This window comes from Microbulbifer flavimaris, from assembly GCF_001641755.2.
Lineage (GTDB): Bacteria > Pseudomonadota > Gammaproteobacteria > Pseudomonadales > Cellvibrionaceae > Microbulbifer > Microbulbifer flavimaris.
The window spans coordinates 631,588-651,477 of record NZ_LRFG02000001.1 but is presented as its reverse complement, the minus strand read 5'-3'; the positions used below and the strand labels follow the sequence as shown (position 1 = coordinate 651,477).

At 60.3% G+C, this 19,890-nt stretch carries 19 protein-coding genes; 9 read left to right on the top strand and 10 right to left on the bottom strand.

The window, feature by feature from the left end:
- The first annotated feature begins 1 nt into the window (after position 1).
- The 3 genes from glsA (at position 2) to AWR36_RS02950 (ending at position 4,370) form a co-directional block, all read left to right on the top strand.
- On the top strand, positions 2 to 1,060 hold the full coding sequence (gene glsA, locus AWR36_RS02960) for a glutaminase A (RefSeq protein WP_067080665.1): 1,059 nt from the start codon (positions 2 to 4) through the stop codon (positions 1,058 to 1,060).
- A gap of 677 nt (positions 1,061 to 1,737) precedes the next feature.
- On the top strand, positions 1,738 to 3,012 hold the full coding sequence (locus AWR36_RS02955; protein WP_141398461.1) for a DcaP family trimeric outer membrane transporter: 1,275 nt from the start codon (positions 1,738 to 1,740) through the stop codon (positions 3,010 to 3,012).
- A gap of 449 nt (positions 3,013 to 3,461) precedes the next feature.
- Positions 3,462 to 4,370: a sulfurtransferase gene (locus AWR36_RS02950; RefSeq protein WP_082679350.1), complete on the top strand. Its 909-nt coding sequence runs from the start codon at positions 3,462 to 3,464 to the stop codon at positions 4,368 to 4,370.
- Between the two features lie 139 nt (positions 4,371 to 4,509).
- Here AWR36_RS02950 and msrA read toward each other — a convergent pair whose 3' ends face one another.
- Entirely contained in the window at positions 4,510 to 5,139 is a 630-nt protein-coding gene (msrA, locus tag AWR36_RS02945) for a peptide-methionine (S)-S-oxide reductase MsrA (RefSeq protein WP_067080659.1), read from the bottom strand.
- Positions 5,140 to 5,141: 2 nt separating this feature from the next.
- Positions 5,142 to 5,771 (bottom strand): class I SAM-dependent methyltransferase, encoded by a 630-nt coding sequence (locus AWR36_RS02940; protein ID WP_067080655.1) that lies wholly within the window; start codon positions 5,769 to 5,771, stop codon positions 5,142 to 5,144.
- Between the two features lie 165 nt (positions 5,772 to 5,936).
- Here AWR36_RS02940 and AWR36_RS02935 point away from each other — a divergent pair, with 165 nt between their 5' ends.
- Both AWR36_RS02935 and AWR36_RS02930 read left to right on the top strand, forming a co-directional pair.
- On the top strand, positions 5,937 to 7,223 hold the full coding sequence (locus AWR36_RS02935) for a porin (protein ID WP_082679349.1): 1,287 nt from the start codon (positions 5,937 to 5,939) through the stop codon (positions 7,221 to 7,223).
- 40 nt (positions 7,224 to 7,263) lie between these two features.
- Positions 7,264 to 7,803, top strand: coding sequence for a DnaJ domain-containing protein (locus AWR36_RS02930; protein ID WP_067080649.1), 540 nt, complete (start codon positions 7,264 to 7,266; stop codon positions 7,801 to 7,803).
- 18 nt (positions 7,804 to 7,821) lie between these two features.
- On the opposite strand, the gene AWR36_RS02925 is transcribed toward AWR36_RS02930, so the two are convergent.
- The 3 genes from AWR36_RS02925 to AWR36_RS02915 are packed head-to-tail and all read right to left on the bottom strand — an operon-like array spanning position 7,822 to position 9,666.
- Complete coding sequence (locus tag AWR36_RS02925) at positions 7,822 to 8,598, bottom strand: methyltransferase domain-containing protein (RefSeq protein WP_067080645.1); 777 nt, start codon at positions 8,596 to 8,598, stop codon at positions 7,822 to 7,824.
- Positions 8,595 to 8,951 carry a nucleotide pyrophosphohydrolase gene (locus AWR36_RS02920; RefSeq protein WP_067080641.1) on the bottom strand — a complete coding sequence of 119 codons (357 nt, stop codon included), beginning with the start codon at positions 8,949 to 8,951 and terminating at the stop codon, positions 8,595 to 8,597. Before AWR36_RS02920 ends, AWR36_RS02925 begins: the two co-directional genes overlap by 4 nt.
- Entirely contained in the window at positions 8,944 to 9,666 is a 723-nt protein-coding gene (locus AWR36_RS02915; RefSeq protein WP_231745222.1) for a DUF599 domain-containing protein, read from the bottom strand. Before AWR36_RS02915 ends, AWR36_RS02920 begins: the two co-directional genes overlap by 8 nt.
- A 225-nt stretch (positions 9,667 to 9,891) precedes the next feature.
- Between AWR36_RS02915 and AWR36_RS02910 the strand changes: the two genes are divergently transcribed.
- The 4 genes from AWR36_RS02910 (at position 9,892) to AWR36_RS02895 (ending at position 16,136) form a co-directional block, all read left to right on the top strand.
- Positions 9,892 to 12,804, top strand: a complete 2,913-nt coding sequence (locus tag AWR36_RS02910; RefSeq protein WP_067080638.1) for an insulinase family protein — start codon at positions 9,892 to 9,894, stop codon at positions 12,802 to 12,804.
- 22 nt (positions 12,805 to 12,826) lie between these two features.
- Entirely contained in the window at positions 12,827 to 13,570 is a 744-nt protein-coding gene (cmoA, locus tag AWR36_RS02905) for a carboxy-S-adenosyl-L-methionine synthase CmoA (protein WP_067080634.1), read from the top strand.
- A gap of 37 nt (positions 13,571 to 13,607) precedes the next feature.
- The gene (gene cmoB / locus AWR36_RS02900; RefSeq protein ID WP_067080631.1) at positions 13,608 to 14,585 is read left to right on the top strand and encodes a tRNA 5-methoxyuridine(34)/uridine 5-oxyacetic acid(34) synthase CmoB; all 978 of its coding nucleotides are present in this window, start codon (positions 13,608 to 13,610) and stop codon (positions 14,583 to 14,585) included.
- Between the two features lie 165 nt (positions 14,586 to 14,750).
- Entirely contained in the window at positions 14,751 to 16,136 is a 1,386-nt protein-coding gene (locus tag AWR36_RS02895; RefSeq protein WP_067080627.1) for an L-serine ammonia-lyase, read from the top strand.
- A 69-nt stretch (positions 16,137 to 16,205) separates the two neighbouring features.
- On the opposite strand, the gene AWR36_RS02890 is transcribed toward AWR36_RS02895, so the two are convergent.
- The 5 genes from AWR36_RS02890 to AWR36_RS02870 form a co-directional block, all read right to left on the bottom strand.
- Positions 16,206 to 17,045 carry a class I SAM-dependent methyltransferase gene (locus AWR36_RS02890; RefSeq protein WP_096866607.1) on the bottom strand — a complete coding sequence of 280 codons (840 nt, stop codon included), beginning with the start codon at positions 17,043 to 17,045 and terminating at the stop codon, positions 16,206 to 16,208.
- Positions 17,046 to 17,083: 38 nt separating this feature from the next.
- Entirely contained in the window at positions 17,084 to 17,452 is a 369-nt protein-coding gene (locus AWR36_RS02885; RefSeq protein ID WP_067080623.1) for a SpoIIAA family protein, read from the bottom strand.
- Between the two features lie 90 nt (positions 17,453 to 17,542).
- The gene (locus AWR36_RS02880) at positions 17,543 to 18,022 is read right to left on the bottom strand and encodes a prolipoprotein diacylglyceryl transferase (protein WP_067080619.1); all 480 of its coding nucleotides are present in this window, start codon (positions 18,020 to 18,022) and stop codon (positions 17,543 to 17,545) included.
- A gap of 329 nt (positions 18,023 to 18,351) precedes the next feature.
- Positions 18,352 to 18,873 carry a hypothetical protein gene (locus AWR36_RS02875; protein ID WP_141398460.1) on the bottom strand — a complete coding sequence of 174 codons (522 nt, stop codon included), beginning with the start codon at positions 18,871 to 18,873 and terminating at the stop codon, positions 18,352 to 18,354.
- Between the two features lie 144 nt (positions 18,874 to 19,017).
- A complete protein-coding gene (locus AWR36_RS02870; protein WP_067080612.1) occupies positions 19,018 to 19,668 on the bottom strand; it encodes an OmpA family protein in 651 nt (216 codons plus the stop codon).
- Positions 19,669 to 19,890: the final 222 nt, after the last annotated feature.

Here is a 19,890-nt window from a genome sequence, read left to right as displayed (position 1 = left end):
GATGATTCACCCACGGTTGTTCCTTTCAAGGCTGCATGGCTTGATTAGCCTGAAGCTGCTGGCCTTTGTTTTCGCCGGGTTACTCTGCATCCCCGCGACCGCCATGGAACCCAAGCAGATTCAGGCGGCCCTGGATCGCGCCTACGAGAAATACAAGGGCCTAAAAGAGGGGGCGAACGCGGATTACATTCCCGTGCTGGCGGAGGTGGATTCCAATATTTACGGCATCGCACTGGTGACGCCGGATGGCAAGGTTTACACCGCCGGGGATGTGAAGTCCGAGGTCTCGATTCAGTCCATCTCCAAGGTCTTTACCGCCGCCAAGGTCATGGAAGAGTCTGGCCCGGACAAAATCTTCAACACCATTGGCGCGGATGCCACCGGTATGCGCTTCAACTCCATCGTCTCGATCGAGATGTCCAAGCAGGCATTTGGCGGGCCGGAGATGAATCCGCTGGTGAACCCTGGCGCTATTGCTGCCACCAGCATGGTCAAGGGCAACAGCCGCGACGATATCTTTAACAGCATCCTGTCTTACTACTCCGACTTTGCCGGTCGCAAGCTGTCCGTCAATGAAGAGGTTTTCAAGTCCGAGTCGGACACCAACCAGCGCAACCAGGCCATCGGCATGCTCATGTACGCTTACAACTACATTGAGGATAACCCGATGCAGGCCACTGACATCTACACGGAGCAATGCTCTATCAGCGTCAACGCCAAGGATCTCGCCACCATGGCTGGCACCCTCGCCAATGGCGGCGTGAACCCGGTGTCGAAGAAGACCGTCTTGAAACCAGACAATGTGCCCAAGCTGCTTGCGGTCATGGCCACGGCGGGCCTCTATGATGATTCCGGCAAGTGGCTGTGGCGCACCGGCCTCCCCGGCAAGAGTGGCGTTGGTGGCGGCATCATCGCGGTTTCCCCGGGCAACTTCGGCATTGCCGTCATCTCTCCGCCCCTGGATGAAGCCGGCAACAGCGTCCGTGCGCAGAAGGCAATTGCCGATATCTCCAACGCCCTGGGCGGCAACCCCTATGCGGTCATGCCAATGAAGCAGTAGCACTCAGGCGGCCGGGCAAACCGGCCGCCCCACCTCCGCCGCACGACTACCCGGACAGCCTTCCCCTCCGTCGATCCGCACTGGACACCGGCACCAAATCCGCTTCATTTGGGTCAGGTAAAGACTAAAAAAAGTGACGGGAAACAGGTGCCCATGACGAGAGATACAGTGGTTTCAGTAGCAGAGCTCGCCGAGACTTTGCGAACGTCCAACAGCCGCAGTGCGCAGCCACCAGTCTTATCGGGCTACCCCTTCAATCTCGCAGCGCCTGCGGCCGGCCGGTGCCAGTATGTCGCCTGTCATATTGCCGGAGGCTCCCCCAAATCCCGACGATGATTTGCCCGAGGTGGTTCGGCGCTCCAATAGGCCTCCACCTGCCTTCGCCGGAGCCGTCTACATGTCTCGGCCGCCCGGCTGGGAATGTCTGCCTCCGCGGCTGCCTGCCGCAATGGCCAACTCTTGCGTGACACTGACCGGATCGATTCAGTCGGCTCTGCCATCCATTAATTGGAATGGGCGCCGCTCAGCACCAGTAGGCACCTATGTTGCACTTACGAAGCTAAACTTGTTCGCTACTGCCCGCGCAGTCAATGCAATGGTTGGTTACAGTGCCGTGAAAGACTGCACCGCCCTGATGTGAAAGTCGAATGCGAGAGCGCGACTACAAGGATGTATCCATGCTCATCTCTGCAACCAGGAAAAAGCAGCCGCGCATAAGCAATTTGATGTCGCCGCCCATACGCCCATCTCTTTTCACCACTCTCTTCACAGTCGCGATGCCCATTGCCACCGTGGCTGGCGATGCTACCGAATCGGTTTTTTTCAGCGCACCGGAACTCAGCTTCTACTCCAATATCGTGCTGGATATGGGCTACCAGAAATATACAAACAACCCGCAGTCCTTCGATGTAGTAAGGCCCACACAACTGCCCTCTTTTGATGGCGAATATGAGCCCGATGGAAAGTATTACACGGGGGTTCGCCAGAGCCGTATCGGCTTTGAGGGCATCTCGCAGACCCCATGTGGGGAAATCAAAACGCGTTTTGAGTACGACATGTTTGGATTCGGGCCGGATGCAGGCGAAACCGCGTTTCACCTGAGGTACGCCTGGGCTGAATTCTGCCAATTTGGCGCGGGCCAGTCAGACAGCCTGTTCATGGACGCCAGCACCTTTCCCAATACCATCGAGTACTGGGGCCCTAACGGAATCGTCTTTTTCCGCAATATTCAGTTACGCTGGACACCATGGCGCGATGGAGGCTCACACTTTGCACTCGCTCTTGAGCGGCCGGGAGCCAGCCGTGACTTGAGCCCTTACGATGAGCGGATCGAGCTGGAGGGAATACGTGGCCATTTCCGCTACCCGGATCTCTCCATGCAGTACCGCGCTGAAGCGCCCTGGGGGCATTTGCAGCTGGCAGGTATTGTGCGCCGCATTGAGTGGGAAGATATTCTGGTCGATGAATTCGATCTGAGCGGCGAGGAAACCGGATGGGGAATCAACGTCACATCCAACATCAAAATGGATTACACGGTTCTGCACCTGGCCGTCGTTTATGGCGAAGGAGTCCAGAACTATATGAACGATGCTCCTGCCGACATTGGCATCGTTAACAACTTCGACAACCCAGTTACCCCCATCACCGGCGAAGCATTGCCGATGCTAGGCCTGATGGCTTACCTGGACGTCAACTGGAACAAGCAGTGGACTTCATCGGTGGGGTATTCATCCCTAAAAATCAATACCACCGATGGACAGCTAGACTCTGCTTTCGAGAAAGGTGAATACGCCTCGGTGAACCTGATCTACCACCCGACAGACAACGTGCTTCTGGGCCCGGAACTCATCTACGCCCAACGGGAGAACGCTCGCGACAGCTTCCGCTCAAATGACTTCCGCGTCCAGCTTTCCTTCAAGTACATGTTTGATATCACTCTGAGAGGGGATTGAGATACCCGGCCATGAATCTTGCTGTCACTGCATGGTCTTGCCGGTCCGGAGCTGCTGTGGGCGGCTTGCCATTATTCTCGCGGTATTGCACCCCCTGCGGATACCATGGCGCACAACTCGATACAGGGCGCCCGGATCGGGCCTAGCAGGACTCCACTGGCCCTCCGGCCTTGAAGAGTAGCGAACGCATGCCGCACCTTGAGCGCTGGTCAAGAGTACGGCGGGGAATGGTATCTGTCCGCAGAGAGCCATTGCCGATATCTCCAACCCGCTGTGTGCCCCCCCTGTGCAGTCATGCCGCTGAAACAACAGCATACCGGCCGCCCCGCCCCCGCCACACGACTCCCCAGACAGCCTTCCCCTCCGTCGATCCACGCTGGACACCGGCACTAAATCCGCTTAATTTGGGTCACCTAAAGACTAAAAGAGCGACGGGAGCCCAGCGCCCCATGACGAGAGACCCAGTGATTTCAGTGGCAGAGTTGGCCGATGCTCTGCGTTCGTCTGGCACTCGAGGTGCCCGGCCGCCTGTGCTATTGGATTGCCGCTTTGACCTGGCCGAACCTGAGGCGGGAAGCCGACAGTTTGCCGCCGGCCATATTCCCGGCGCACTCTACGCCGGTCTTGATGATGACCTGTCCGGACCAGTGCAGCGCTTCGGTGGACGCCACCCCCTGCCCTCGCCTGAACACTTCCAGGCTTTTGCCCGCCGTATGGGCATCGATGAAAAGACGCACGTGGTGGTCTATGACGATCAGCGCCTCGCCTTCGCTGCCCGGGCCTGGTGGCTACTGCGCTACTTTGGCCACGAGTCAGTGTCAGTACTCGACGGTGGTTTCTCCGCCTGGCAGCGTGCCGGCCTGCCGCTGGAATCCGGCGCCGGTCACTTTCCCGCGCGGGCCGGAGATTTCACTGCCCGGGCCGGTGAGATGGCAACCGTGCACTATGACTCTGTCTATGGCCGGGTGGGCAATCCGCCCTGGCGCCTGGTGGATGCGCGCGAGCCCGCCCGGTTTGCCGGTCACCAGGAGGCGATCGACCCGATTGCCGGACATATTCCCGGGGCCGTCAACAAGCCCTGGCAATCTGCCACCAATGAGGATGGCAGCCTCAAGACTGTCGAAGAACTCAAGCACCTCTGGCGCGACCTGCCCAGCGAGGAACCGCTGGTTCACTACTGCGGCTCTGGCGTTACCGCCTGTGTAAACCTGTTTGTTCAGCACCGGATTGGCCGCCGGGACGGACTGCTCTACCCCGGAAGCTGGAGCGACTGGTGCGCCCACGTCCTCTATCCGTTTGCCGAGCAAGTGGCGCCGACCGACACCGCTGTGCCGGCCGAATCGGATAACCTGCCGTAGGCTCCCCTCTCGCGATCACCAAACAAAAAAGCGCGCAGCCCAATAATCAGGCTGCGCGCTTTTTTATATCGATCAACTCTTCTGTGCCCCAGTCTAACGAGGCATCAGGGGCTTCGATCGCGCCGATAGCCTTGCGCTGTCACCGCATCAGGCAGGCACCGGTCCCCGCCAGTCCACAATAGCCCTCCGGGTTTTTCGCCAGATATTGCTGGTGATAGTCCTCGGCATAGTAAAAAGGGTTGGACATGGCGATTTCTGTGGTGATTTCGCCAAGCCCTTTTTCCGTCAGGGCCTGCTGGAAAGCCTCTTTGCTTTTCTTGGCCTGAGCCAACTGCTCTTCATCGAAGCAGAAAATGCAGGACCGGTACTGGGTGCCCAGGTCATTGCCCTGGCGCATCCCCTGGGTGGGGTCGTGATTCTCCCAGAATGCCTGCAGGAGGTCGTCGTAACTGATCTTTGCCGGATCGTAAACCACCAGCACTACCTCCGCGTGACCGGTGCGCCCACTGCACACTTCGTCGTAATTGGGGTTTTCCGTGCACCCGTCCGAGTACCCGGCGGCAGTGGAGTAAACGCCGTCCATCTCCCAGAACAGCCGTTCCGCACCCCAGAAACAACCCATGCCGAAGATGGCTGCCTTCATGCCCTCGGGGAACGGGCCCTTGAGCGGATTGCCATTGACGAAATGTTCATTGGTGATGTCCATGGGCTCCGGACGCCCCGGCAAAATCTGGTCCGCGCAGGGCATTTGAAACTTGTCGTATTGCATTGTTAACCTCTAGCGCCGGTCTCGCCGGCAATCATCAGACATCCACTGGCCTTCATTGGCTGGCGTACCTCCCACTCCCGATACTCTGCTCCCAGCTTTTCTTCCGCACGTTCCGCCAGCCGCCGGAAGGGCGATCGGCCGGGATCTGCCAGCAGGATACGGCCCACCCCCGCTTTCAGGGCGCGGCGTGTCAAATTGTAGAGTGGCGCCTCCAGCTTGTCCCAGAAACAAATATCGGTACCGATTACTGCGTCAAAACGGGACAGATCGTCACTGCTCACCCGTTCATAGCGACAACGCCAGGTCTCCACCGATACGCCATTCAGCTGCGCATGGTAGTGCACAAACGGAAATACACTGGGGTCCGCATCCAGGCCGGTGACCCGGGCGCCGAACCGTTTGGCACAGAAGATACCACCCAGCCCCCAGCCACAACCCAGATCCAGTACCCTCGCCCCCGGTTTCAACGGGTGCTTCTTCAGGTAGTCCATCGTCAGGCAGGAACTTTTCCAGAATTTATTCCCGTGGAGACTGGGCTCCCCGGCTTCCCGTCGCAGGCGACGCATGTCTGTGTGGGCATTCTGTCGCACCGTCAAACCAAACAATTGCCGCGTGTGATTCGAACTCGACATTCTTTGTTACGCCCCCTCGATGCTTGCGGTTCAAAATACAGTGCCAAGTGGCGCAAGTGTATCGCCTGTGAACACGTTTTCCAGTGGCTTGGTCTACCTTTAATTCCAAAATCAACTTGGAAAATCGTGCACAGGCCGAGCACGAGAGCAATTGTGGACAAGGGAATGCACGCAAGATTAAGAATCTGCCTGGCTGGAGTTCTGATTGCGGCAGCGCCACAGGTCAGCGCTGTGCCGATTTATGAATCCGGCGAAGTGACGCTCTACATGTCTGGCTACTTCAGCGCCAACCAGGTGAACGCTGGAGGAGACACAGAAATGCGCGATGGCGCGTCGAGACTCCGGCTGGGCCTCAACGTGCCCGCTTACGGAGACTGGGATACCGGCTTCAACCTCGAGTGGGGTGTCCGGGCCATCTCCTCCGCCTCACCGCTATTGATCCAGGGTAACCAGCAGGCCTCCTTCGGCGACCGGGACCTGTCCCTGTTCCTGCGTCAGGGTCACGGCTTCGCCAAGCACGACTGCTGGGGCGACTTCGTCCTGGGCAAGCAATGGGCCGTCTACTACGACGTGGCCGGCTGGACTGACTGGTATGAAATTTCCGGTGGGCTGGCCAGCGGCGCCTATTCACTGAACACCGACGGCGGCGTCCTCGGCACCGGGCGCGCCGACAGCGCCATCAGCTGGCGCCGGCGCTGGGATCTCTTCGGCGGTGAATTCCAGCTGGGGCTACAGTATCAGGCCCACACCCAGAGCCTGGAGCTGAATGTCGTCGGCGTGGACCTGGGCATCGAGGGTCTCGAGCCCGAAAATACCGAAATTGTCTGCCCGGACGGGGATTGCGAGTTCGGGCTTGGCCACAGCATCTCTATGACCTACCGGGCCAACGTGGGCGACGGCCTGCAATTCGGTACGGCCTATAACCGGATGAAGCTGGACATTGAAAGTACACGCGGCCGTGTTTTCGACATCAGCGATCCCCTCAATCCGGAACTGGTTATCAGCGACTTCCATATCACCGCCAGCAGCAATGCCTGGGCCTGGGTTGCCGGTGTCAACTATGGCAAGGGCCCTTACCAGCAGGGGTTTTACGGCGCCCTCGTTTACCAGCATTCACATAATAACCAGCTGGCACCGCCTGGATTGGTAGACTCCATTGACAACTTTTTCAATGCCAAGGGTTCCGAGTCAATCATTACCTATACATGGGGAGCCAAAGACTGTTACTCGGTTTACGGCGGGCACAATTACCTGCGCTCGGACGACGCGCAGTTTGAGGCGGCCCTGATCGATGCCAACTCCTTCCGGCTGCGCAAGTACTACCTGGGCTTCCAATACCAGTGGAACGAGCGGGTGACCCTCTACACGGAAAACACCATCGACGACAGCAACAGAATCGGGCGCATTTTTTCCGGCGACGTGATTGCCGTCGGTTTCCGCGTCGACATCTGATAACCTACGGCCCGGGTGTACAAAGAAGGAAGCCGAACCTGTGGCCAGAATTATCCTGCTGATTGCTCTCGGCATATTCGCGCTGGTTGCCTGGCGCAAGTTCGAGGCGACCCCGCCCCACCAGCGCCGCAAACTGCTGCTGCAATGGTCCCTGATCGCCGTGGCCCTGCTGGCAGTGCTGCTGGCAATTACCGGCCGCCTGCACTGGGTCGGCGCTGCCGTGGCGCTGGTACTGCCTGTGCTCGGCACCACCCTGCGCTGGCTCGGCCGTCACCTCCCCTGGATCGCCCCACTGATCGCCCAGCGGGCACAGGCCCGGCAACGGCAGAAGCAAGAGCAGCAGGAAAGCGGCCAGGATCGCGAGGGTGGCAGACATGACAGCGATGCCCAGCAGCAGAACCAGCCGATGACCACGGCGGAGGCCTGCAAGATCCTGGATATCAATGAAGGGGCGACCCGGGATGAGATCATCGCCGCCCACCGCAGGCTGATTCAGAAGCTGCATCCGGATCGCGGCGGAAATGACTACCTGGCGGCCCGTATCAATGCGGCCAAAGAATTTCTCCTCCGGAACCGCTGATCCACACCGCAAATCCAATCAGCTGCGACAGAGCAGGTGCACGTAGCGGGCCAGCTGGCGATAGGGCTCTACGCGGCTGTACTCCAGCTCCTTCTCAACAATGGCACTGGCGGGTAGCTTCTCGCGAATCGTGGGGGTCATGTAATCATGGAAGCAGCGAATACCGCTGTGACTGACAATTGCCAGATCATGCTGGGTGAGCCAGTCCTGCACCCACTCCAATTGCAGTGGGTTCTGTGGTGTCAGGCTGCCCGGATGCCCACCCCAGTGACCGGATTCCACGTTTCGATCCAGCTGGCGAAAGCTGCCCCGCTGCAGCAGGCGAAACTCCAGCGCGCGGCGATTGTAAAAGGTGAGCGACAGATGGCCACCGGGGGCCAATAACCGTCGCAGAGCACCGATCGCCGCCTGTGGCTCCGCCAGCCACTCCAGCACCGCGTGGCACAGCACCAGATCATATCTGCCACAGGAGTCACTCTCTGCGAGCGCCTGGAACGAGCGGTGGAGCAGCTCCACCCTGCCCTGCAGGCCCCGCTCTCGTGCCCGTTCCCGCGCCTGATCGAGCATGGCCGCAGAAATATCGACGATCGTCACCTGGTGCCCCGCCCCGGCCATGTCCAGGGCAAACTGGCCCTGCCCACCTCCGGCGTCCAGCACCCTCAGGCGCGGCGTCCCTTCACCGAGCAACGGCGCCAGGTCCCGGTTGAGCACCGCCAGCCGGACTTCGCCCTTCAGGCCGCCGTAGATACGGTTGCGAAACCGGTGCGCCAGGTCGTCGAAGTTGCGATCTTTCATGAGCGCCCGGATGGTCCCCCGGGGCCCTCTTCGCCCGGGTCCTCAGCTGCCGCGCAGCGGCGGCGATTCTCGGTGATTTTCTCAGCCAGCGCCTGCTCCATATCCACACCCAGCGTATCGGCCAGCTTGAGCAGGTACATCTGGATATCCGCCAGCTCTGCAATGGCGGTACAGCCCTCGGCCGAGGCAAACAACTGCAGGATCTCTTCGTCGGAACGCCACTGCAGATGGCGCATGAGCTCCGCCACCTCAACCGAAAGTGCCATGGACAGGTTCTTGGGCGTGTGCAGTCGGCTCCAACCGCGCCGTTTGGCCACCTCGTCAAATGCCTCCAGTATCTGCCGGCTATCCATTCGAGCTGGCCCGTGGCGGGTTCAGGGTTTTGCCCTCCGCGGCCAGGATCGACTGCAGGGTACGGGAGCGGAATTCGCGCAGATACAGGACAATTGCCACCGTCACATAGCCGGCAATAAACAGCAGCGGGTGAATAAACCACCCCATCACGGCCATGGCGAAGTAATAGGAGCGCAGGCCGTAGTTGTAACTGTGCCCGGCCTGATCGATCACCTTGGCAGTACTGATGGCAAAACGGCGCCGCTCATCCTGGTCCATCTCTTCCGAGTCCGGGGCCGGCGCAGCACCGATCAGGACATTGGCGAACGAGTACTGGCGCAGGGACCAAGTGAAGTTGAAGAAGGCAAAAATAAAGATGAAGATCAGCAACAGCACCTTGAGCTCAAACTGCGCTACGGAGGTCGGCTCTGCAAAAGGCAGCGTGCTCAGCACTTCTATCGCAGCTTTATTGGCGGTCATAGCCGTGACAAGACCGGCGAGGATCAGGATGCTGGTGGAGGCAAAAAAGCCGATCACACGCTCCAGGTTACCGATGATCGCGGTGTCGGGCATGCGCATATCGCGCTCCAGCATACGCAGCATCCATTCGACCCGATACCACTGCAGCGAGGATGCCAGGCACCAGGCAACCTTGGCGCGTTTACGCGCAAAGACCGTGTAACCGGCCCAGGTAACTAAAAAACCAGCCAAGCTGGCCATATCCAACCAGGTCAACCTCTCTCTCCGTGTTCGTCTACATTTACCCTGCCGGCTTGCGACGCAGTTTTCGCTCCCGCGGCCCCCATGTCAACACTGTTTTTGCGCCGCCTCCCGACGGTAGAATAGCGCCCCTGCAACGGACTCCCGGGGGTTATCCCGGCACCGAATAATGCACCCGACCGGGTATGGCGACGACAGAAAAGGCGCCGCCCGGCAGAAAAAGTCACACGGAGCTGTCTCTTGAGTAACGAACATCCCGCCTTCGAACTGGTTACCAGTGCTGAAATCGAATCCCTCGGCGTGGAGGTCTTCGAGTATCGCCATCGCAAGACCGGCGCCCAGCACCTGCACATTGCCGCTGACAACCCGGAGAACGTGTTTCTGGTCGCCCTGCGCACCGTGCCCCAGGATTCCACCGGGGTAGCCCATATTCTCGAACACACTGCACTGTGTGGCAGCGACAAGTATCCGGTGCGCGACCCGTTCTTCATGATGATACGGCGTTCACTCAACACTTTCATGAATGCCTTCACCAGTTCTGACTGGACTGCCTACCCGTTTGCCAGCCAGAACCGCAAGGACTTCGCCAATCTGCTGGACGTGTACCTGGACGCGGTGTTTTTCGCCAAGCTGGACCCGCTAGACTTCGCCCAGGAAGGGCATCGTCTCGAGTTCGCCGAAAGTGAAAACCCCGACAGCGAGCTGGTCTACAAGGGCGTTGTCTACAACGAAATGAAGGGCGCCATGAGCTCCGTGAGCTCCCAGCTCTGGCAGACCCTGAGCAAATACCTGTTCCCGACCACCACCTACCACCATAACTCCGGCGGTGAACCGGCGGATATCCCAGAGCTTACTTACGAGCAACTGCTGAACTTTTATCGCACCCACTACCACCCCAGCAATGCCATCTTCATGACCTATGGGGACATATCGGCAGCAGACCACCAGGCGGCGTTTGAAGAACAGGCACTGCACAGCTTCGACCCGCTCAACAAGACCATTGCCGTTGGCCGGGAGAAGCGCTACCTGTCCCCGGTTGCCGTAGAGGAACACTACCCGCTCAGCGACGAAGAGGGCCTGAAAGAAAAGACCCACATTGTGCTTGGCTGGTTGCTGGGCGATGTTACCGACCTGGAAGAGGCACTTACGGCCCACCTGCTTGCCGGAGTGCTGCTCGACAACAGCGCCTCACCCCTGATGAAACTGCTCGAGACCACCGACCTGGGGACCGCTCCCTCGCCACTGGTGGGACTGGACGACTCGCAACGCGAGCTGGTGTTCGTCTGTGGCATCGAGGGCAGTGAGCGGGATCGCGCAGACGAGTTCGAGAAACAGGTGCTCGCAGTACTCGAGGATGTGGCCGAAAATGGCATCCCCTATGAACAGGTGGCAGCCAGCCTGCACCAGCTGGAATTGCAGCAGCGCGAAATTACCGGCGATGGCTTCCCGTTCGGTCTGCAGCTGATCCTGACGGCGCTGACCGGTGCAACCCACCGCGGCGACGCCATTGGCCTGCTGAACATCGACGCCACCCTGGAAAAGCTGCGCGAACAGATCAAGGACCCGCGCTTTATCGCCGATACCGCCCGCAAACTGCTGCTGCAAAACCAGCACCGGGTGCGGCTGGTGCTGTCGCCAGACGACGAACTGGCCGACCGGCGCTCTGCCGCAGAAAAAGCGCGCCTGGCGGAGGTCAAATCGCGGCTCAGCGATGAGGAAAAACAACAGATCGTCGACACTGCTAAAGCGCTGCTGGACCGCCAGCAACGGGAAGACGATCCCTCCATCCTGCCCAAGGTTGGTGTCGAGGACATCCCGCCGGAAATGCCCAGAGTGGAAGGCGAAACCGTTGAGCTGGGCCGACAGAAACTGACCCGCTACAGCGCCGGTACCAACGGCCTGGTTTACCAGCAACTGGTCTGTGCCCTGCCCGACCTCACCGAGGAAGAAAAACAGCTGCTGCCCTACTACTGCCAGGTGCTCAGTGAACTGGGTCTCGGCGACCGCGACTACCTGGAAGTGCAACAGTGGCAGACCCGCGTTGCCGGGGCATTGCACGGCTTCAGCAGCAGCCGCACCGACATAGACGACCTGCACAAGCTCAGCGGTCATTTCGTGCTCTCCGGCAAGGCCCTGGCGCCGAACCAGGCCGCCCTCACTGAGTTGATGCAGGCCACCATCGAGGAGGTTCGCTTTGACGAGTTGCCGCGCATCAAGGAACTGCTGATGCAGACCCTGGCTCGTCGCGAGCAGGGTGTCGTTGGCAGCGGCCACGCCCTGGCGATGGCCGCCGCCAGCGCCGGATACAACCGCGCCGCCTTCGAAAGCCACGCCACCGGCGGCCTGCTGGGGCTTCGCCAGCTGAAGGCACTGGCACGCAGTTTCGACAACCAGCACGCGCTGGAAAAACTGGCACAGAAGCTCCAGGCAATTCACGACAAGATCCGCAGTGCTGAACGTCGCTTCCTGCTCATTGGCGAAGAGGACAAGCTGCCGGAATTCAGCAGTGGCCTGATGCCACTGGTCAGCGCTGCGGAGGGGCAGGCAGCCATGTCGAGCGCGCCGTTTGATCCGCACCGTATCCACCAGGTATGGCTCGCCAACAGCCAGGTCAACTTCTGCGCCAAAGCCTACGCGACGGTACCGATGGTGCATGAGGACGCCGCCCCCCTGGCCGTGCTGGGCGGCTTCCTGCGCAACGGTTTCCTGCATCGCACCATCCGCGAGCAGGGTGGCGCCTACGGCGGCGGCGCCGGCCATGACAGCAACATCGGTGTGTTCCGCTTCTTCTCTTATCGCGATCCGCGTATGGCGGAAACGCTCAAGGATTTCGATGCCTCGCTGGAGTGGTTGCAGGAAGGCAAGCACCAGGAGTCGCAAGTGGAAGAGGCAATCCTCGGTGTCGTCGGCGGGCTCGACAAACCCGGATCCCCTGCCGGCGAAGCGAAGAAGGCATTCCACTCCGAGCTATACGGGCGCACTCATGAAATCCGCGAGCAGTTCCGCCGTCGTGTCACCGAGGTGACCCTCGATGACCTGCAGCGAGTCGGAAACACTTATCTCAAGCCCGAACTGGCCAGCACAGCGGTGGTTACCGGTACCCAGGGCCGCGAGGCGGGACTGGAACTGGGCCTTGAGGAAGAGAAGCTCTGAGCGATGAGTGGCGGTACAGCGAATGAGTAAACACGACAACATTTACGCAAACCCGCTGGGCGATGTGGCCGGGTTTCGCTTCGATCAATCAGTGGTCGAAGTATTCCCGGACATGATCCAACGCTCGGTTCCGGGATACACCACCATCGTGGCGATGATCGGAACCCTTGCAGAGCGCTATGCCCAGGCCGGGAGCCGCTGCTACGACCTGGGCAGCTCCCTCTGCGCGGCCACGTTGGCCATGCGCCACCGTATCCCCGCAGCTGGCTGTGAGATCATCGCGGTGGACAACTCCCCTGCCATGACAGAGCGCGCCCGCGCGGTGCTTGCTGCCGATAGCGGCCAGATCCCGGTAAACCTCATCTGCGGCAACCTGCAGGATGTGGCCATCGAGGATGCGTCGGTGGTGGTACTCAATTTCACCCTGCAGTTCATCCCGGTGGAGGAGCGGGAAAGTATCCTGCGTAAAATCCACGATGGACTGCGCCCCGGTGGGGTATTGATTCTCTCCGAAAAAGTTGCCTTTACCGATCCGGATCATGAGCAGCTGATGATCGACCTGCACCACTCCTTCAAGCGCGCCAATGGCTACAGCGAGCTGGAGATCGCCCAGAAGAGAACATCACTGGAAAACGTGCTGATCCCTGAAACCCTGGACTGCCACCGGGAACGCCTCAAGGGAGTGGGCTTCAACAGTGTCGATGTCTGGTTCCAGTGTTTCAATTTCGCCTCCATGATTGCCATCAAGGCACGTTCAGCCGATTGAACCGATCGCCGAGCAGTCAGCAGAAGAACCCACATTGATGATCGATTACACCCGCCTCTACGCTGACCTTCAGCACATTCCCGCATTGCGCGGATGGCTCGCCACTCTGCCCGGGCAGGTGTCCGCCGGACTGAGCCCCCATCGCTGGGGCGACCTGCCGGACTGGCGTGCGGCCCTGGAGGCCCTTCCGGCACTCTCGCCCTCCTCTGTGGAGCTGGCGCAGCAGGTCAGCGCCGGCACCGGTGAGGAGATTACACCGGAACAACTCACGCAACTGGAGAGTGCGCTGCGCGCCCTGCACCCCTGGCGCAAAGGGCCCTGGAAACTGTTCGACCTGCAGATAGATACCGAATGGCGCTCCGACTGGAAGTGGGATCGCATCGCGCCCCACCTGGCCCCGCTGGAAAACCGCCTGGTGCTGGATGTGGGATGCGGAAATGGTTACCACTGCTGGCGGCTGCTCGGGGCCGGCGCGCGACAGGTGATCGGCATCGATCCGTCGGCGAAATACGTAGCGCAGTTTTATGCGATGAAGAAATACCTGGGATGGGATCGCCGGGTAGATCTGTTACCTCTTGGTATCGAGGCCCTGCCCGCCAACCTGCGCGCCTTCGACACGACACTGTCGATGGGTGTGCTCTACCACCGCCGCTCGCCCATGGACCACCTGCGTGAACTGCGGGAAACCCTGCGCCCGGGGGGCCAACTGGTGCTGGAAACACTGGTGATTGATGGCGGGCTGGGCGACTGCCTGGTACCCGAAGGCCGTTATGCCAAGATGCGCAACGTCTGGTTCCTGCCCAGTTGCGCCACCCTGGAGAGCTGGCTGAAAAAGTGCGGTTTCAGGGATCCCCGCACCGTGGATATGGACACCACCAGCCTCGACGAGCAACGGCGCACCGACTGGATGCGCTATGAGTCTCTGGCGGACTTCCTCGACCCCGATGACCCGGCAAAGACCATTGAGGGTCACCCCGCGCCCAAACGGGCCGTTCTGGTCGCGAATGCACCATAGTTTGTCCCGGGGTGGCGACGATCAGATGCACAAACTCCGCCAAATACGCCAACGGTAGAATATTCTGTGGAATAGGGGCAATCCCCTTGATTGCGGGCCTCGCATCGGCGAATTTGCCCGCATGAATGACTGCCAAGTTGCCACAATAGCGGAGCACAGCTGCCTATGAGTATCAGCGTTTTCGAGCTGTTCAAAATCGGGGTCGGCCCATCCAGTTCCCACACCGTGGGGCCCATGGTGGCGGCACGCCAGTTTGTTCAGGATCTGCAAACGCAGGCACGACTGGGCGAAGTTACCAGGGTGGAAGTGCACCTGTACGGGTCCCTCGCGCTGACCGGCGTCGGCCACGGCACCGACATGGCGGTGCTCATGGGGCTGCTGGGTGAAGCGCCGGACACTGTCGACGTGGATACCATCGACCACAAGCAGCGGATCATCGAGGAAGAGCATCGGCTGAACCTTGCCGGCGTGCACGAAATCGGCTTTATGCGCGACCGCGACCTGGTCTTCCATTGTGAAGAGTTTCTGCCCCAGCACGCTAACGGCATGACCTGCAGGGCCTTTGCCGGCGCTGACCTGCTCTTCGAGCGCAGCTATTTCTCTATTGGCGGGGGCTTCGTGCTCTCGGAGGAAGACTTCGAGCACAAGGATCAGATCGCTACGGTGCTGCCGTTTGAGTTTGCCAGCGGCGAACAGCTCATGCATCTCTGCGAGCGGCACGGCTGGTCAATCGCCGAACTGGCAATGGCCAACGAAAAGGCATTCCGCGCTGAAGAAGAGATCAAATCCGAGCTGTGGAAGATCTGGGAGGTGATGGAAGCCTCCATCGAGCGCGGCTGTCACCAGCAGGGACTCCTGCCCGGCGGGCTGAAAGTCCGCCGTCGGGCGGAAGAAATGTACCGGGAGCTGAGCAAACAGTCCCAGGAGGAGCGCCGTCAGGGGCTCTCGATCCTGGACTGGGTGAGCCTCTACGCACTGGCCGTCAACGAGGAGAACGCTGCCCGCGGACGTATCGTTACAGCGCCGACCAATGGTGCCGCCGGTGTGATTCCCGCCGTAATTGCCTACTACGTGAATTTTGTCCATGACCCCGCCGAACACGGCGAGCTGCGCGAGCAGGTAGTGAAATTCCTGCTCACCGCCGGCGCCATCGGCATGCTGTTCAAGCGCAATGCCTCTATTTCTGCCGCAGAGGTGGGCTGCCAGGGGGAAATCGGGGTCGCCTGCTCCATGGCCGCGGCCGGACTCGCAGCAGTACAGGGCGGCAGCAATCAGCAGATCGAAAACGCCGCTGAAATCGGCATGGAGCACAACCTCGGGCTCACCTGCGACCCGATCGGTGGCCTGGTACAGGTGCCCTGCATCGAGCGCAATACCATGGGCGCGGTCAAGGCCATTAACGGCGCCCGCCTCGCCCTGCGGGGAGACGGAGCCCATATCGTTCCCCTCGACAGCGTCATTGAGACCATGCGCCAGACCGGCATCGATATGCAGAGCAAGTACAAGGAAACCTCACTCGGTGGGCTGGCGGTAAACGCGGTGAACTGCTGACCCGCGGCCCTGCAGGATTCTCCCGACGCCCCTACGCCGCCCTATCGATCGGTCCCCTTCCCCGCCGTTTCACTGATTGGCGGGGCTTTCGTTGCGGGATGGTCCATGGCGAGACATTCCATGCCGTGTATAGATATCAAAGCGGCCGGATTTTCCTTCCAGTGAGAGTGACGGCTTCCGCCCCGCCAGGAATGGGGCGAGGCGCGGTCGTTTGACAACGGTGCGGTAGTAACAGGCCGCATAGGCCGGGTCGAGTAACCCGTCCGCATCCTCATCGGCCCCCACCAACCGGTGGAATGCCACCATCTCTTTTTTCACCTTGGCGCTTTTCTCGCGCTGTGGAAACATCGGGTCCAGGTAGACGACCGGAATCGATTCCGGCGGCTGCTGCCGGAGCCACTCCGCTGCCGGCAGCCGGGATTCATCCAGCGAGAGGCGCGCAGCAATGGGAGCCAGCTCCGGGTCCGCCTCCGCAGCCTCCCGCAGGCGTCGCAGCCCGTCATCAAGCAATGCGCGCACGACCGGGTTGCGCTCGAGCATCAGCACCTCGCAGCCCAGTGACGCCAGCACGAAAGCGTCGCGCCCGAGCCCGGCTGTCGCGTCGACTACCCGCGGATAACTTCCACTGCGAATCCCAATTGCCTTGGCAATCTGCTGCCCTTTACCGCCGCCGAATTTACGCCGATGGCTCGCAGCTCCGCCAACGAAATCCACCCATACCGGGCCCGGCGCCTTGCGCCCGGTCGTGCAGAGTTTCAGGGTCTCCCCGACCTCGAGAAGCTGCGGATAATCATCAACAGCGACCGCTGACACAACGCCCAGGTATGGCAGGGACAGTTCAGTTGCGAGGGTTTGTGCGCTAACCGCCCAGGATTCACTTGCGGCGGTTACGGCCAGGGACTCAATCACGGCGCTCAGGACTCAGGACATTGTGAAGGGCCGCGATGCTAACCCGCGGAAGCGAGCCACTCCAGTGCTTCCTGCCTTTCGCCTTGTGAGAAAGGTCTGGCCTCGGCACTGACAAAATGGCCGACCAGTGCGGGCATCAGCCTCAGAAGGGATTGATCAGACAGAACCGCCACCTTGTGCACATGACGGTGGTGATCGCGGACAAAACGGAGATGCTCGACGAGCGCGCTGAAATTCTCCCAACCCGAGAAGTGCCGGCCATTGATCAGCAGACCAGCGAGCAACTCCTGATCACGGAGAAGCGGGTCCACCTGGGCGGCCAGGGTGCGAAAGTCCGACTGCTGCAGGGGGCCCTCTGGCTCGATTTCAAGGATCTGGTGATCCCGGTGCCATCGGTGTTGGATCATGAATACAAGGATAGCCGCTGCCGCGACAAAATCGCGGCAGCGGCGCTCACTTTGCCACTCGAAAGTCCGATGAGATCAGTTTCCCTGATTTTACTGGGGCTGGTCACCGGACTGGTCTTTATCTCCGCTGAGCTCGTCCATGGCCTCTTTGGCGCCCTCTTCGGTCGCCTCGCCAGCCCGCTTAAGATCATCGCCCATGCCTTCGACGGCCCGCTCGGTGGCTTCACCCGCCTCTTGCAGCGCTTCACCGGTTTCCTCGGCGGCGCGGTCAATCACCTCACCGGTGGCCTCGAGCGCCTCCTCGGCTTCCTGCCCCAGGCTCTTGTCCTGTGGCGTCATGTCGCCGGTGCCCGGCGGGACCGTATCGGGCTGGTCCGGCTCCCGCGGTGTGGTGGAATCCGGGGTACCCATGCCATCCGGCGGTGTATCCATCGAGTCATCCTGCATGGACTCACTGGATGGAGACTCCATCGAGTCATAGGCATCCTTAGCGGTGTCATCGCCTCCGCGAGACATGAAATAGCCGATTATCAGCAGCAAAATTATCAGTGGAAGCAGTAGTTTCTTCATAAACCCACCTTGTGACCCCTGGCTGTTGCGTGATCGCGACACTGGAGACCGTCATGTGGCAGCTGCCTCTCAGTCGGTTCCAGACCAATGGCGCGAGAGCGAAATCCATGCCCGTCGCCAGACAGAAGAAGCTCACGCCAATATTGATAAGAATAACCCGGCATTCGCGTTCTTCAAGGAACAATGTTCCACTCAGAAAGTCTCGATCGCTGTAAGCGTTCTAGCCGTTATAAGGATAGGTTTTAAAAGAGGGGTGCGGTCCCTTCGTGAGACCGCAAAGAGTGAAGTATGGTGAGCGCTTCGGTGGCGGCTTTTGAGGATGGAATCAATCAACCCTGCTTGGCAATGCGATCCAGCTGGGCCAGCATACTGGCCGCGTCCACCTCGGGTACTGCGGCCTCACAGCTGGCGAGCTGCAGGCGGCCGTATGTATCGGGGGAAGCGAAGATAATATACCGCTCGCCCTCCCGCAGTTTGTTCTGGCAGGCGTCGAGGCCGAGCCGAAAAGCCAGCAGCTGTGTAACCTCTCCCTTCCATACCCGCCGTGACACCGCCGAGTATACGTAGCCGCGCACAGCCACCATGCCGGGTTCGGACAGCGCGTTGTCGATATCCCGGTGAATACCGGAGATCTGCACCTGCGCCACCAGGGCGGCCTCGGCGAAACGGCCGGCCAGTGTATCTGCACCGGCTACGCTCGTCGGTTCTGTCGTGGCTTCTGTGGGGACTTCAGTGGTGGCTTCAGTGCCGGCTTCGGCAACGGCGCCGTCCTCCGCCAGCGACGCTGGCAGCCAAAACAGAAGCCCCAGGGCCATTGCCGGGCCCAACCATTGACCAGCTTTTGAATTCATCGCCAATTCCCCGCTTCCTTGTTGAAAACTTCCGTGTCCGGCCGTTCTGGCAACCAATAAAAAGGGGCGCCAGGGCGCCCCTTTCTGCACCGGGATCACTCGCCAGCGCTTGCAGTGCCTTGGGCGCTGCTCGTTTGTCTCACATTACTTGAGCGGCAGCAACTCCAGCTCGACACGACGGTTGGCCTGACGACCAGAATCGGTGTCATTGCTCGCCAGCGGGTAACGCTCCCCATAACCAACTGCCTGCACCCGGCCGCTGGCCACGCCGCGGCCAGTGAAGAAGCTGGCGACGGAGTTGGCGCGACGCTCACTCAGCGTCTGGTTATAGACATCAGAGCCGGTGCTGTCGGTGTGGCCGCTCACGCGGATAGCCGTCTGGTTGAACTCTTTCAGCACGATCACCACGGAGTCCAGGGTATCGTAGAAGTCAGTGCGAATATCTGCGCGGTCAGTGGCAAAAGTGATGTTGCCCGGCATGATCAGGCGGATGTTGTCGCCCTCGCGCTGGACCCGCACACCGGTGCCTTCCAGGCGCTGGCGCAGAGCCGCTTCCTGGCGATCCATGTAGTAGCCAACACCGCCGCCGATTGCCGCACCGCCGACTGCACCAGTGATGGCGCCTTTCTTGCGGTCTTTGTCGCTGGCGGTAGCCGCACCGATGATGGCCCCGGCAATAGCGCCGGCACCGGCACCCTTGGCGGTGTTACTGGTCTTGGTTTGACCGGTATACGGATCGATGCTGGTACAACCGACCAGTGAGCCCAGTGCGAGAATTGCTACCAATTTTTTCATCTAAGGTTCTCCTAACGCTTTATTGGATGAACGGGTCTTGCCGGGCAAAGATGCTATGCCCCGAAAGCTACCGGAGAGTATCCCGGTTCGACCTGACTCGAAGCTGAACCGCGTCCCCGTTTTCAGGGGTCGAAGCCTAGGCCGAATCAGAGACAAGGTCTAGCGCCCAGACCACAAATTCTCATTTTCAGCGGCTCGGCAAGATGAACGCAGGAAAGGTCA